This is a genomic window from Vibrio sp. 970 (assembly GCF_033339075.1).
On the sequence record NZ_JAWOTW010000014.1, the window covers coordinates 13,471 to 26,761 of the forward strand.

Sequence of the window (13,291 nt, forward strand, 5' to 3'; positions counted from 1 at the left end):
CCCTTTTTATATACTTATGCGGCTAGTCTAGTTTTGTTATCAAATGTTGGCAATTGGAGATAGCTATTAATTTGACAAATGCACTCATCAAACCCCTTGGCCACAACCACGTAATATCCTAGATTTTGGAACATTTTTATCTTTTCCTGCTGTTCCTTACTTGGGCGACCTTCTTCCGTTTTCACCTCCAAAAAGAACCCGTGATACACCCCTCTCGGGATAGGAAAAAATATATCTGGCACACCTTTCTTTTGTCCCTCATAGCTCATCATCGAAGCCGCTTTAGGTGTTCGGTAGCCACCATTAGGGATTGAGAAAACCAGCGGGTAAATGTCCTTGTACTGCGTCTCTAACGTGTAGAACAAACGCACCTGTAACCAGTGTTCGGCCAGCTTCGTGTCGTTAAACTCTTTCGGGCGCTTAATCCCTTGTGCAAGGCGCGTTTTGTGTGGTGAATCCAGTTCCACTTTCTTCTGTGTCGCAGCGCGCGCAACGTCAATGTCTTTCTCAAGAATACGGATAAGCCAGGCTGGTAGCTCTGACTTGTCCACCAGCGCAGTATTTGGGACGTTTATCGATACCGGATTGATGATGTGATTAACAGAACGGTTAATCTCGTTAAGTGCTGCATCGATATTGAAGTCGCCGCCGTGGCCAGCTTTCACGCCTTTGCTTTTCCACTTCTTGCGCTTAGCAACTTGGTTTGCGAGAAAAGAGTGATCGAATCGTGGTGCTCTGGCCATAACTAGATAAGCCCTTGTACAACTAAAATCTCTTGCTCCTTACGGCGGTTGAAGTAGGCAAACACCTCGTCCTTGGTGAATTGCTTAGATACCACCTTGCGGCGGCCTCCTTGAGAGAAAACACGCTTAGCAATGTCCTCAGATAGCGTCCAACAAAGTGCAGTTTCGATTTCGGATTCGTCATTGATAGCGCGGTAGGCAGTGATCACCTTGGGTAGCTTGGCGAACGCCTTGCGCTCTGACGACTTCATAACCTTGTGCTTGTTGCGTCTCGGGCACGTAAACAGGGACGACCACACACCTTGATGTTGGTGCGAGCCTTGCGCTTTCCATAACGTTCCAAGCACGTCCCAATAGGTTGAGTCATCTTGGATAGCTGGCACACCAAGGAAGCTCTACAGTAAAAACATCGCTCATCGGGCAATTTCTCTACTACTCAAAAATTGGGATAAGGGAATAGGGTTAAAGTGTTTTATTCTTGGTTAGCAAAGCGCTCTAGGCGTTCTTCTAAGTCATCCAGCCAAACCAGTATTTCGCTACCTTTGTGAACGTAGTCGAGGTAGCTGTCTTGGATTAGTTCGGCCACATGACCCGAACACCCGTTTACTTCTGCCGCGATTGCACGGTTACTGAAATAAAAAGCACTTGGTGTGTCCGTAAAATCCGTTTCGCCTGTCGCCTCGCGCATTTCCATAAGCGCTTTAGTGGTCATTCGACGCAATGCAATCAGTAAGTCGTCTTGAGTTGCTAACGCTAAATTTTGCTTACTCACCGTTCAAGCCGCCACGTAACTCAGCATCTTGTAATGACGAAACTCGTTCTGGAACGGTATTTCATCGTCAAAATCCATTGGTGGCTCGCCGTATTGCTGTTGAGATTGATCCCAACCGCCTTGTTGTTGCTGGCCACCAGCTCGGCTATTGCCAAGCATTTGCATCACGCCATTAAAGCCTTGAACTACTACCTCTGTGCTGTAACGGTCTTGGCCTTGCTTGTCTTTCCATTTGCGAGTCTGCAATTGACCCTCGATGTAAACTTGTGACCCTTTGCGTAGGAACTCCCCCGCTACTTCGGCCAACTTGCCGAACAACACCACTCGATGCCACTCGTTTTTTTCTCGGTTCTCCCCTGTCGCTTTATCGCGCCAAGTTTCGGATGTAGCGATCGTGATATTCGCTACTGCGCCGCCATTTGGCAGGTATCGGATTTCGGGATCTGACCCCAAGTTACCAACCAGAATGACCTTGTTAATGCCTCTTGAAGCCATTCGTTATTCTCCGGTATCTCTCTTTACCGCTTCGTCTCTGTTAGAAATCGCATCACCAAAGAACAAATTGCCCACGTCTGTACTTGTGTAGACAGCTATCAGTTCTAGGTTTTGCACCCTTGGGTTCACTTCGCCATTCTCGATTTTTCGATAAGTGTCTGGTGATAACCCGATTAACCTGCTCATTTCGAGTATGGTTAAATCTGCATGCCGTCTCGCTCGCTTGATTCGCGCTGCACGTTGCTGTCTATACTCAAGCGATTGGATTCGAGCGGCCTGTTTAGTCTTTGCGTCTCGCATTTTCATAGAAGCTCTCCACTTCACTTGCTAGTCGTTCTTCCTCGGTTGTAGTCCCCTTAATCAATGCAACGCGATATTCATATAACCGATTCTTTGACCAATCGAGGCAGAGCTTTTGCCACTTGATAACGGCAACCGGATCGGAAAGGTCGTAACCAGTCCCAAAACAGCTACAGCACTCCCACTTGCTAAATAACGACTTGGTGTAACCTGTGCCATTGCAAGTCGGGCAGCGATCCGGTTTGTCGTCCAATGTCACATCGGCATCTTGTAACCGGTTCGCCAGAGCTTCGCGTTCGTCCGTAGGCTCTATGCCCTCGAATGTATCCAGGATTGATGGTGAGCTTTTGTCTCGCTCTCTTTGCCGTTGTTCCAGTTGAGATCGCTTAATTTCAGAAATTATTTCACCCATCAATAATTCCGAACAAGTAAATTTTTAATTCAGTATAAACCGGATTAAGAAACAATTCAAAAATCACCAATACAAAAACCGAAATGATGTATTTTTATATCAGAAACAGGAAAACGGAATAATATAATGAATCAGAAAGTATCAGAGAACAGCAGCAAAAAAGTTCACAACCAAATCCAAGAAGACGTTAAGGAGTACATGACCAACACCTCTAACAGCGTCTTAGGCTTCGCTTTGGCCAATGCAATTAAGAGCGGTCAGAACAACCTAAATGAATTGTGTAAAATGTGGAAAATCCCAGTAGACAAGCTACTTAGCAAGTTAAACACTTCTCTTTTCAAAGTGGATGATGATGAAGTCCACCTCGCATAGACGGATACGTTTAGCTATCGGGATAAGAGTAATGGAAAGCTTCGGGGAAACTAGAAGCTTTTTTTATCCAATATCTAATCCGAATACTCCAAAATTTAATGTATATATAAAGTTACAAATCATAGATAAATAATTTCCCATTCGGAATGACAGAAAACACAAAATAGCAACAAAAATAAACAATACCAACCAAACAAAACAATAATACTGTCGCGTTACAAATATAGATGAAGGATTGAAAAAGCATCAATCGCGAAAGCTAGTTTGAATTGGTTCATCAAGAAACCTCGTCCGTTAGGTTCCGTAATCATTAAATAACGGTATAGTAAAAAACAGATGCCTTACGTGACCATGACTCCAGATCGTTTAGCATCTTATCGACGTCAAATAGTTGAGTTTAATACTGCCAACACTTAGGCTAATTAGAAATTAGTGGGCAAAAACTAGCCAAAATGATAGGAAGCTTAACCACTTAAGTTGTACGGGGAAGCATTTTTGTTTTTAACAGGATAAGATGAGTTAACAGCAATATATTGAATGCGCTAACCCATCTGCTGGAAGCGGCAACTTTCTTTTGAGGTTAGCATCAAGCAGAAAGGGAAAATGAACATGAATTATTGGATAAAAATCTTGCTCATATCCCGATTCATGTAGAGAAATGAATATTTTTCAAAGCGTTTCTTTATGAAAGGGGAATTATCTGATCACAATGGGACATAAGGACTTGGGAGTTTTCATACGCCTTAACCTGAAAGAGATAACCAACTCGTTTGGGCGTTTGCAAAATTAGCAAAAAGTCTGGAATACTCGGCACTGCAAGACTTGGAACAAAACGTTCCCTAATAACCTTGATTGTGTGAAGAATATAAAAAAAGGCTGGATTCGAAGAACCCAACCTTTAATTAATTAGGAGGTAATTATGTAATCACCAACCAAGCTCGAAGCAGCTAGAAAGCTTCACTTCGTGTATGCGGGTAAACGATGGCGGCCACCATCAAAAACCCTTGTGCGTTGTCTTTCACCATGAGCCTTATCAGGGGAACAAATGGTAAATTTAATTGAACTGATTATAGCGATAATCAATCTCGTCGCCGTTATAGTGCAAGCACTATTCGGTTAACCAACGCTGCTGCTCTAGAAGTACATTGTTGCTTCTAGAGCACACTTACAACTATCCAATAATTAATATTTCCTGTCAATTCGTGTTTTTGTCAAGAACTCACACAAATGCGGCCGCTATTCGTTGTAGCATGCCGTTGTCTATAGCTAGGATCATTAACTCATCTAAACAACAAAAACTTGTTGTGTATGTGGGAAACTGTGTAAATCTTTGATTTTCCAGTTATCCACATACGCTATAAAGATCTATATTTAACTATATCAATCTATGGAAACTATAGAACTATAAGATCTATAGGAATCGTAACGTATTGATTTTAATGCGGTTTAACTCGCTTAAAGATCTTTTTTTAGGTCTTTAAGTAACAAGATCTAGGTTTAATTGATCATTTATTAGGTGTTTGTGATCTTCTTATAGGCTTTAGTGCTACATAATCTAGGTGAAAGTGATCATATATCAGGTGATTGGATAACAGGTTTTAGGTGTTTCTGTTCTTAAATGACATATTTTAGGTGTGTGAGATGGTTGTATAGGAGTCTTGTCCGGTTTTTTCTACTTTCGAGTCAATGATCACGTCGAATTCCCTCCCATATACCTAAAATGTGTCACATAGCTCATTTCAACCTAGAAAATGTCATCTATCGAGCCCATGACCTAAAACTTGTTAGCTATCAGTAATCGTGTGTATCGGTTAGTTCTGAAAGGGTATCTATCTTTTCCATTAACGACTCTAATTCATGCATTCCATCATCATGATTTTGTTGCTCTTTTTCTGAGTGTCGCTTTGACAAGCTAGCTTCAACTTTAAGAGCGTGGTCTTCTTTACCCACATAGCGGTACGCGATGGCAAGTGATTCTAGTTCAGACTCGGTGAGTCTGACTTGGTTTTGAAGCCTTTTCAATTCAAGTTGTCGAATTGTCTTAAGAGCATCGTGTTGATTTAGTTCATCAATTGAACCTAGTTTAACCCACCGGAAGAGAAACTTGATTCCAGTAATGGTTCTACCTTTCTTTACAACCTCAAAACCCTTATCACCTTGGCTGCTTTCTAAAAATAGAAGCTCTTTGCTAATCTGAGGGTGTTCAGAAAGTTCTTTAATGCTTTCCCTGATACAACGTTTCATAAATACGCTGTTGTTTTTGAAGGAACTTTTATCTTTTTTCAGCTTCCCTGATTCGTCCAAAAGCCCAAATATTCCTTTCAGTTCACTAAGCTTTTGCGCATGCATTTCAAAGCCCTTGTCTTTGAAGCGACTAAGCAGTTCGTACAAGCGCTTAGAATACTCCTTCTTTACCTCAAAGAAATTGCGAGTATTAATCAGAGCAAATCCTTGATTATATTCAATATACTCTGATTTGAGCATATCGTTAGGAACCATCGTAAGTATGCCGTGTTTATAAGCTATATGTTTAAAAAGAGGTCTATAGTCGAATTCAATATCACCTTTCGGGGTTTCCACCTTTATCCCGATTTTTCGACTAGCTAGGCGGTTCGCTACTGGACTTAAGTTGCTACCGATATGTTTAGACTCAACACCTAACCACTCTGATAATTGATGTGAAGTAAACTCATAGTGTGGTGTTTTCTGCTCCCAATCACTTGGTTTCATATGTGCAATCATCAACGCAAACATATCTGCTTCCCTAGCGGATAGATCTTGACGACTAAAGACCAGTTGATGGCCTTTTTTGATATGTTTCGGGAGGTTATCGCTTACCTCAGGGTAGAAATATTCTTCATCACTCATGCAAATGCACATCCATAAATAACAAGATTTAGGTAATTATGACACATTTTAGGTCACGCATGTATAGAAATACTCACATCAAGCAGTGATTACAGATACCTGACTTGTACTCGCCCGACTGCGTCACGATAGTATTCAACTAAGCCTTGAGACTCTTTCTCGGAAATGGTGTTCATGTACTCTGCTAACATGGTGGCTGTATCACGAACCTTGTTCACGCTAGCTTTCACGGCGCTTGCAGCCTTGTTGTGCCAGCTAGCAATCACAAACTTAAGGTATGACAAGAACTTAGGCGCTAAAGGCTGTTGGTGCTTGTTGTACAGCTTGATAACACGACGAGCTCCACTAGCTGATAGGCGGCCTTGCTTAGCTGCTAGTTGAAGTTGTTTTACTTCGTCAGCGTCACGTTTGAAGATCTTAAAAAACCAAGAATCAGACGGGATACCGTTATTAATTTTATTTTTACTCTCTGTAGAGAGATCTTTTGTATTTATAGTGCCATTTTTGTTTTTGTCTGATTGCTCGCAAGCCTTGTCAGCACTGGCCTCAAGAGTTTTTTCCACAGAAGCCCCCCCTGAGTGCCGTTTTTGTCTATTAAAACGCTTTTGTGCAGCTTGTAGCGCGTATTTGTATGCGCCAGCGAACATTTCTTGGATGGCGTCTACGCATAGAGTGATGTGACGTAGATTCTGACCTGTTGCATTGTTTGGCTTCTGTTCTCGGACAATTAAGTTCAAGTCTTCTGCTGTTTTCAGTTGTTTTTTGAGAGTGTCAAAAGTGGTTGGACGACAACCATAGCGATCGCAGTTCTCGTTGTAGACCTGTACCAATCGAGTAGTTGATGCAAAGCAGGTATGGCCATGCTTAAGAATATGGCTTGAGATAGTTTCTAGTAGGCAAGCAAGTTTACGTTGTGCCGACGGTTTATTGGCTTTGATATTGGAGGCTTGGGTTCTGAATCCTGACTTCCAGTAGCAAGGATGCAGTAAAAGCGGTGTGTTTTGCATAAAATTTGCTCAAAAAAAAGGCGTAAAAATTTGCCACCGATCTCTTTGAACGTTATACTTACACCTGCTTTGGTGTGGTGTAATTTGTGTTAACATTCGCTGAGATTGATGCTCAATCTAAACTGTTAAACTAATTACTAACCATTTGAGGCATTAGTCGCCAACTAAATGTCTCGCCTGATTAGGCTTCGGTCTAATTCATTACGGCATAATGACTTTCCTTAAGTTCGTTTGTCGTGACGCTTTAAGTTAGCCGCTTAAAGCTCGATTTCAGTAAGAAAGCCCGCTCGCCAAAGCGGGCTTTTTTATTTTCTGTTGCCCGAAATCGAATCACTTTCTCTCTATCACGGTATCGCCATGATCTAATTACAGAAAAACTCCCCTATTATTGATCGTAAATGGTTGATCAAACAAGTCTCTGTATCAAAGAGATTCCGAACAAGGTGCGTTACCATCTGGCGCTAGAGTTTACCAAAAATTTTATCTATTTAAACTCCTTTTGGACGTGTTAATATTCCGAACACATCGAATTTTGTGGATAACTCTGTGATGAAATTTACTCCTCCACCAAGTGCTGAACAGCAATTAGAAACTCAAGTTAACCAATTAAAACAACAATTTAAGCGCCGACAGTTCCCGAAAAAGAACGCCCCAGCGCTACCGTTGGATTTGTTAGTAACAATCTCAGGTTGCACCTTTGGTTTGCATAGCCAAAAAGACGGTAGACTCGTTCTAAAGGCCGATAAGGCGATTAACTTTGATAAGGGTGTCAATGTGTTGCGCTCAGTGTCGTATATTACTGGCGCGCGAGATAGCGTATCTATCGCTGGTTGGGACTGGCGACCAACGCACTTCAAGAAAGATAAACTCTATTTTCGTCCTGTCGCGCCTAGTGATTTATAAAATTCCGAATTGGCCACCAGTATTTTCGATTTTATTGAGTGTTTTTTGTACTTAATTACTAATCGCTGGTGGCGCTTTTTAATTGATCAACTTATTGGAATTTTCGTGCCGAAGATCCGAAGTTGACGAACTGCTGTTTAATTTGAGGCGCAACACTCACTTTTTGCTCTACTGGAACGTAGCTATTTGTCGGTAAAGTCGCCATTTTTCGGGAACCTAGCGACTCAAACATAGCTCGCACCACTTGATGATCTTCCTTGCTGGCCATGTTGGCGATCGCTTTGCGCTGCGCATCGGTCACATAGATAGGTAAAGAGTCCACAACATCAAGCAGCATCGAGGTTGCCTTAGCGTTTTGCTCTACCTTTTCACGCAACTCTGCGTTCACGCTTTCTAGGTACATAAGCTGGTTAGTAAGATCACCGACAAGCTCAACATTAGTCTGTTGAGTCATGTTCGCGTAGATATTACGCGCGGATTCCTCATCAAAACCTTGTTCCTGTAGCGATTCGAGGATCATTTGCTCGCTGTTCGCACTTTCCATCATCATGGCCGGATGGTCTAGGCTGATATAGTTCGGCTGCAATACGTAGTCCATACCGTGATATGAAGTCGTGATCGATGCCTCGCGTGTATCTTGGCCACCAGTCGCCCAGCTCCAACCACCAGCACGGCTATTGTGCAAACCTAAAGCAATACGGCCTGTGTCGGTATCTAAAAACTCTTGAGTGTGTTCAACAATACCGTCATCTGAACAGGTGATAGAGATTGTGCGGTTAGATGGCACGTTTTCTACCACAACCGGACGACCATTAATCATGATCACCTCAGTCTCACCGATTGAGAGCTTATTCGCTCGCTGGCGGGATTGATGGCCATAGTAACCATACGCTTCACCGAGTCGTAATAGCTCTTGAGTTCGTGGGCTGTTGAGCATCGCTTGAACGGCTTTGATGATGTAATTGCGCTTGTTGGCGCTAAGCTTGCGACCGTCATTGAATAGGCTGAAACGGTCGGATACTTGTTTAAGTGCTTTTGCTGTCACTTTCTTTTCTCCATTAATGGCTTTGGATTTCGGTTAGTAGGTCGAGAACTACGTCTCTAACGAATCGTTCCGCTTCGCTTTGGTCAGTCATGCCAATGGATTCCATCATTTTGTCGTTTTTAGAGACTTGAGCGGCCAGCTCGGAAATGACTTCCTTGGCCAGCTCGGAATCGAGGCCAATAACAGACGTGTAAAGGTGATTTTTGAGTTTTTCGGATTTGCCGATTGGGGATTGCTCGATAAGGTCAAGCACGGTGGCCAGCATGGTTGCGTAGTTCGCTTGAGATTCCATTGCATCGGCTTTCTCTTGCTCAATAGCGGTATTGAGAGAGTTAAAGCGGATCTCGAATGGCATATCGTTATCGTTCCACACCTTGCCGTCTCGGTAGATGGTGTGAATATCGATAGCGCGCTTAACGAACGCCACCACGGCTGCGCGGATTTGGTTGGCGCGTAGTGCAGATTGAATCGATGTGCGGAAGAAGCCGCCCTCGCCTAGTCCACCAGAAAGAAGATCACCAAACCCAAGCATGGATGGGTCTACGCCAAGCGTTCCGGCTAAGCGTTTAAGGTGAAACATAATGTCTTCGATGTGGGAGATATTCGGGTCAGTGGTAAAGGTATCGATCTGCAAGCCACCTTTAGCGCCGCCCATAAAGGGCAATAGCGTGTTGATGACGGTTGGAATGAAACCTAGCTTGCGGGAACGGTCTACCACCTCTTGACGGTCTTGCTTCATCTGGTCAGCGACCATGTTGATGTATTCCGCAGCTCCGGCCGCATCTAAGCCGTCAGTGTTTACCGCTACCATGCGATCGATAAGTGAAGCATTCACACGACTTGCGCCGAGCGCTGCAATGGACTGGCGAAGCATCGACCAAGCCTCAAAACAGGTAAGAAGAATGGATGTGCCGTAGTTCTGCGTCTCGATTGGCATGCGTGAATACGCATCGTCATAAAGTGAGTAGCGCTGGCCAGTGTAGTTAACTGGCGGTATATCCATATCTGGCCGCCAGATTGGCATTTTTAGTGGGATAAGCGCCCAAGGTTCGGCAAGGCGTACCAGTTCGCCGTTCGCTCGGGTTTGTAGATATTCCGCAGTAAATCCCGCTAGCTCGCCCGAACGTTCGTACTCACGAATTTGGTTTGGCAACGTGTAGTAGTTGGCCTCAAAGTGAGTAATACCCACGCCCTCTTTCGTGTATGGGCGAACATAGTTAACCCCATAAACCAGCGTTGAATACGTCCAGTTCATTAGGTTTTCGTTGATTGGAGTTAGCAGCTCTCGGTTAAGACGGCCTACGTACTCGGCGTACTTCTCATCGGTTGGATGAAGATACACAGCCATGCCATTGTCGTTTGATACCGAAAGAGCGTGACCAAGGTGCAGATTGAGCGCGGCATCAATCGTGCTGTCCTCGGCCATTTCCTTGAGTATCGGATATAGCATGAAGCGATCTTTCGGCAGCTTGTGCAGAAAAAAGCGGTCTGAGCTTTTTCGACCGTCATTGGTCAGAGCGCCGTTGCTTTCATCTAATTGGTGTTCGCGATCGTGGAATGGCGATCCCGTGTATCCAGCGCCAGATTCAAAACTTATCCCACTCTCTTTATCGTCATTCTCGTTAAAGAAAGGGAACGCTTGTTTTAAAGCTGCCGCTAGCCCAATTGATGCCTTATTTTGCGACATGTGCGACCTCGGTAATTTGAGGCGCTTTTTACAGGGATGGGGATGATCTTGGATGATAGCGCATCGCGTCAATGTGACCAATACGCTAATAAATCATTGATTTTCTATGCGTTAATTTTTTTTAGTCAAAGTTCAATTGCTTGCCTTTGAATCTTGGTTACTCACCAAAAACACTAATTTTTATTCTTGATGATAATGGCCGTGTTCGGAATAATTCTTTTGTCCCTAAAAATCTACTTCCTTAGATATTTTAGATTATTCATTAACTTAAATTGATATTGATAGTGGCGTTTTTTTGGGATGGGGAATAGGAAAGGAAAAAGTCGGGCGAAAGCTCGACTTTTTTTTTGGCTTTTATCCAAAGAATAAAAGGCACGTTCAATGAACACTGATTTAACCCGCAGTATTGAACAGGCGACAACAATCGATGAACTGGTACGCCAGTTTGAAGCCTTGCTCGCTGTCGATATTAGCGACACTCCAAAAGGCCACCAGCGCCTTAAGGCTAACCAACTAGCCAAAGATATTCTCGCCAAGTACAACGGCGACTACTCCAACGTTTCACCCGAAGATAAAGCAGCTCTGCGCGACTACACAGGTTTTGGCGGCATCGGTGGAAGAAGATCGCCTACGTGCAGAGGGCGAGAAGCGCGGCAGTTGGCAGCACAAAAACTACCAACGCACCAAAGGCAGACTGTTTGCCCTAGAAAGCCAAATCAAAACCTTTGAAGCAGCGATCAAAAACCGCGACAAAGCGAGCGATACCATCAAGAAATTGAAACCAGCAATGACGGTGTGTTAAAGGATTACCCTGACTTCCTAACTCATCCAGAGTTGTACATTGTTCGCAATGGCGTGATTGTGCGTAATGGCTACACCTACAAAGCCGAAGTTAAGAGCCGTTCTTGGAGCGCCGAGTACGATTCAAAAGCAACAATCATGATCACCAACTTCGACCGTAAATCTGGCACGGTGGACGGATTCATTACTGAAATGGACGGCGAACCAGCGTCACGCAACTATGTCGATCTACCTGTTGAGCGCATCATTGAAATTGCGCCAGTGAATCAGGATAGAGCAGCGCTAGAAGCAAAAGCGCTCCAAAGGTGTACCACTAAGTGAAGTCGCTCATACGTTTGACCGTGAGATGTTCTTTGAACTGGTCGCAGAAAAGAAAATGAAAGCCTACGGTAACAGCCGCCGTTGTTTGGTGCGAAATGCTGACGGCTCATTCTCTACGCCGTGGGATTGGATGTTGAACCAGACCAAAAGCTGATTTATCCAGATACGAGCCATAAAGCGATCGTGAAAGCCCTACTCGACCAAGTAACCAAGCAATTGGAAGATAAAGGTCGCGTGATGTTGGAACACGACATTCTAAGTTTCTTTATCGGTAGCGATTGGGACAAACAGGCGATGGAAAACGGCAACCAAGTGAGCGAACAGGCAGTTGTTGAACTGGTGACACTTGAGATCAAAGCATTCGAGGAAAAACACCCTGAGCTTTATCAAGAAGCGCTACTGAAAGCAGAGACGACTTACAAAACGTCTATCACTTTCCTTAAAGAGCTAGATAACCATCTAAGCAATTTGAAATGGACAGGTTACACCAACGCACACGAAGCGCGCCGCCTATCGGCTCGTGAGTTCACTCGTTACACCGATATTCTGACCGAACGCTCTAGCGAATACCGCACAGAGCTGGAAGATAAGCTCTTCGCTGACTTCACTAAGCTGGTGGCTAACGACCCTGACCGTGCGAAACGTCTATCACAGATCGCGTACTGGATGACGCAATACAAACCAACGACCGATACTCACCTACTGAAAAAGGTCGATGCGATTTACGGCGAAAACTCACAAGAAACCATGCTTAAGGTATGTGCCGACCTACACGCTATTGGCGAACGTGAGTTCCTATCCGGTGATGGCCTAATCTTCTCGGATGACTGGTCATTGAATCGCATGAAAGGTGCGTATGGTTCGCTATTCACTTACCGCAGCGCACAGCGTGAGGAATTTATCGAGAAGTACCTAAATGCGAATAAGCCGGAAAAGGCCGAGGTTAAAGTGACCGAAACGCAGAGAGTGAAAATCGATAATATCTCTGCCATTAACGTAGAGAGCATCGAGAAGTTTAGCGAACTAATGTCAGGCATTGGCATCGACGTTAAAATGGTGACTTCACCAATTAGCTGGAAGCCTAAGCGCGGTCGCAACCGAAAAGAGATTGTTGTAGAGCCATACGAGCGCATTGGTTTGATGGACAACAATGGCCTTAAAGGTTCGCTTAAAGTGATGTTCGCTGGTGACAAGGAAGCTAAGGCCGAGTACGGCGCTGACTTCGCATCAAACGCAAGCAGTGAATTTAATGGCGGCTGGTGGTTTATCTCTGCGAAAGCGGATTTGGAATTGCTAGCGAAATCGCTATTAACCATTCACAACACAATGGCCGAAGCTGCCTAACTCAAATTTTCGCATGCGAAAACTTTTTGGAGACAACAATGATTACCCAAATGAAATTGCCTACCGTTGAAGATCTACAGCCCTTACTCGATGAGGCGCTAGAAACAGCGCAAAGCAAAGAAGCATTTATCCAAGCTCAAGTAGATGGCATTTACAAAACACTTAAAGCCAATCCGCTCATGTACCGTCACTATGGCGCTTATTGTTGACATCCTCCCCTA

Annotated in this window: 16 protein-coding genes; 6 read left to right on the forward strand and 10 right to left on the reverse strand. The window is 44.1% G+C overall.

The features are described from left to right. Positions 1-14: 14 nt before the first annotated feature. The 6 genes from R7Q11_RS18555 to R7Q11_RS18580 all read right to left on the reverse strand — a co-directional run bounded on the left by R7Q11_RS18555 (position 15) and on the right by R7Q11_RS18580 (position 2,722). Positions 15-743: a VRR-NUC domain-containing protein gene (locus R7Q11_RS18555; protein WP_054579109.1), complete on the reverse strand. Its 729-nt coding sequence runs from the start codon at positions 741-743 to the stop codon at positions 15-17. 2 nt (positions 744-745) lie between these two features. Next, positions 746-1,126: a hypothetical protein gene (locus tag R7Q11_RS18560; protein WP_017634075.1), complete on the reverse strand. Its 381-nt coding sequence runs from the start codon at positions 1,124-1,126 to the stop codon at positions 746-748. 89 nt (positions 1,127-1,215) lie between these two features. Beyond that, the gene (locus tag R7Q11_RS18565; protein WP_054579110.1) at positions 1,216-1,515 is read right to left on the reverse strand and encodes a hypothetical protein; all 300 of its coding nucleotides are present in this window, start codon (positions 1,513-1,515) and stop codon (positions 1,216-1,218) included. Positions 1,516-1,518: 3 nt separating this feature from the next. Continuing rightward, a complete protein-coding gene (gene ssb / locus R7Q11_RS18570) occupies positions 1,519-2,010 on the reverse strand; it encodes a single-stranded DNA-binding protein (protein WP_170894063.1) in 492 nt (163 codons plus the stop codon). Positions 2,011-2,013: 3 nt separating this feature from the next. Next, positions 2,014-2,316, reverse strand: coding sequence for a helix-turn-helix domain-containing protein (locus tag R7Q11_RS18575; RefSeq protein WP_213916129.1), 303 nt, complete (start codon positions 2,314-2,316; stop codon positions 2,014-2,016). Beyond that, positions 2,291-2,722, reverse strand: a complete 432-nt coding sequence (locus tag R7Q11_RS18580) for a hypothetical protein (RefSeq protein ID WP_017634071.1) — start codon at positions 2,720-2,722, stop codon at positions 2,291-2,293. Before R7Q11_RS18580 ends, R7Q11_RS18575 begins: the two co-directional genes overlap by 26 nt. A gap of 126 nt (positions 2,723-2,848) precedes the next feature. Between R7Q11_RS18580 and R7Q11_RS18585 the strand changes: the two genes are divergently transcribed. Further along, positions 2,849-3,094, forward strand: a complete 246-nt coding sequence (locus tag R7Q11_RS18585; protein ID WP_054579112.1) for a hypothetical protein — start codon at positions 2,849-2,851, stop codon at positions 3,092-3,094. Between the two features lie 1,791 nt (positions 3,095-4,885). On the opposite strand, the gene R7Q11_RS18590 is transcribed toward R7Q11_RS18585, so the two are convergent. Continuing rightward, positions 4,886-5,962 (reverse strand): replication initiation protein, encoded by a 1,077-nt coding sequence (locus R7Q11_RS18590; protein ID WP_225466625.1) that lies wholly within the window; start codon positions 5,960-5,962, stop codon positions 4,886-4,888. Between the two features lie 89 nt (positions 5,963-6,051). Beyond that, positions 6,052-6,969 (reverse strand): hypothetical protein, encoded by a 918-nt coding sequence (locus R7Q11_RS18595; protein ID WP_225466626.1) that lies wholly within the window; start codon positions 6,967-6,969, stop codon positions 6,052-6,054. Between the two features lie 546 nt (positions 6,970-7,515). On the opposite strand from R7Q11_RS18595, the gene R7Q11_RS18600 reads away from it, so the two are divergent. After that, a complete protein-coding gene (locus R7Q11_RS18600) occupies positions 7,516-7,872 on the forward strand; it encodes a hypothetical protein (RefSeq protein WP_155486349.1) in 357 nt (118 codons plus the stop codon). Between the two features lie 91 nt (positions 7,873-7,963). On the opposite strand, the gene R7Q11_RS18605 is transcribed toward R7Q11_RS18600, so the two are convergent. Beyond that, positions 7,964-8,917 (reverse strand): hypothetical protein, encoded by a 954-nt coding sequence (locus tag R7Q11_RS18605; protein WP_017634066.1) that lies wholly within the window; start codon positions 8,915-8,917, stop codon positions 7,964-7,966. 13 nt (positions 8,918-8,930) lie between these two features. After that, on the reverse strand, positions 8,931-10,604 hold the full coding sequence (locus R7Q11_RS18610) for a portal protein (RefSeq protein WP_054579114.1): 1,674 nt from the start codon (positions 10,602-10,604) through the stop codon (positions 8,931-8,933). A gap of 381 nt (positions 10,605-10,985) precedes the next feature. Here R7Q11_RS18610 and R7Q11_RS18615 point away from each other — a divergent pair, with 381 nt between their 5' ends. From R7Q11_RS18615 to R7Q11_RS18630, 4 genes are all read left to right on the forward strand, one after another. Beyond that, positions 10,986-11,333 carry a hypothetical protein gene (locus R7Q11_RS18615; RefSeq protein WP_225466627.1) on the forward strand — a complete coding sequence of 116 codons (348 nt, stop codon included), beginning with the start codon at positions 10,986-10,988 and terminating at the stop codon, positions 11,331-11,333. Positions 11,334-11,399: 66 nt separating this feature from the next. Next, positions 11,400-11,726 carry a hypothetical protein gene (locus R7Q11_RS18620; RefSeq protein ID WP_053307336.1) on the forward strand — a complete coding sequence of 109 codons (327 nt, stop codon included), beginning with the start codon at positions 11,400-11,402 and terminating at the stop codon, positions 11,724-11,726. Between the two features lie 126 nt (positions 11,727-11,852). Further along, the gene (locus R7Q11_RS18625) at positions 11,853-13,070 is read left to right on the forward strand and encodes a hypothetical protein (RefSeq protein WP_158157518.1); all 1,218 of its coding nucleotides are present in this window, start codon (positions 11,853-11,855) and stop codon (positions 13,068-13,070) included. 38 nt (positions 13,071-13,108) lie between these two features. Then, complete coding sequence (locus R7Q11_RS18630) at positions 13,109-13,279, forward strand: hypothetical protein (RefSeq protein WP_155484615.1); 171 nt, start codon at positions 13,109-13,111, stop codon at positions 13,277-13,279. Positions 13,280-13,291 lie beyond the last annotated feature (12 nt).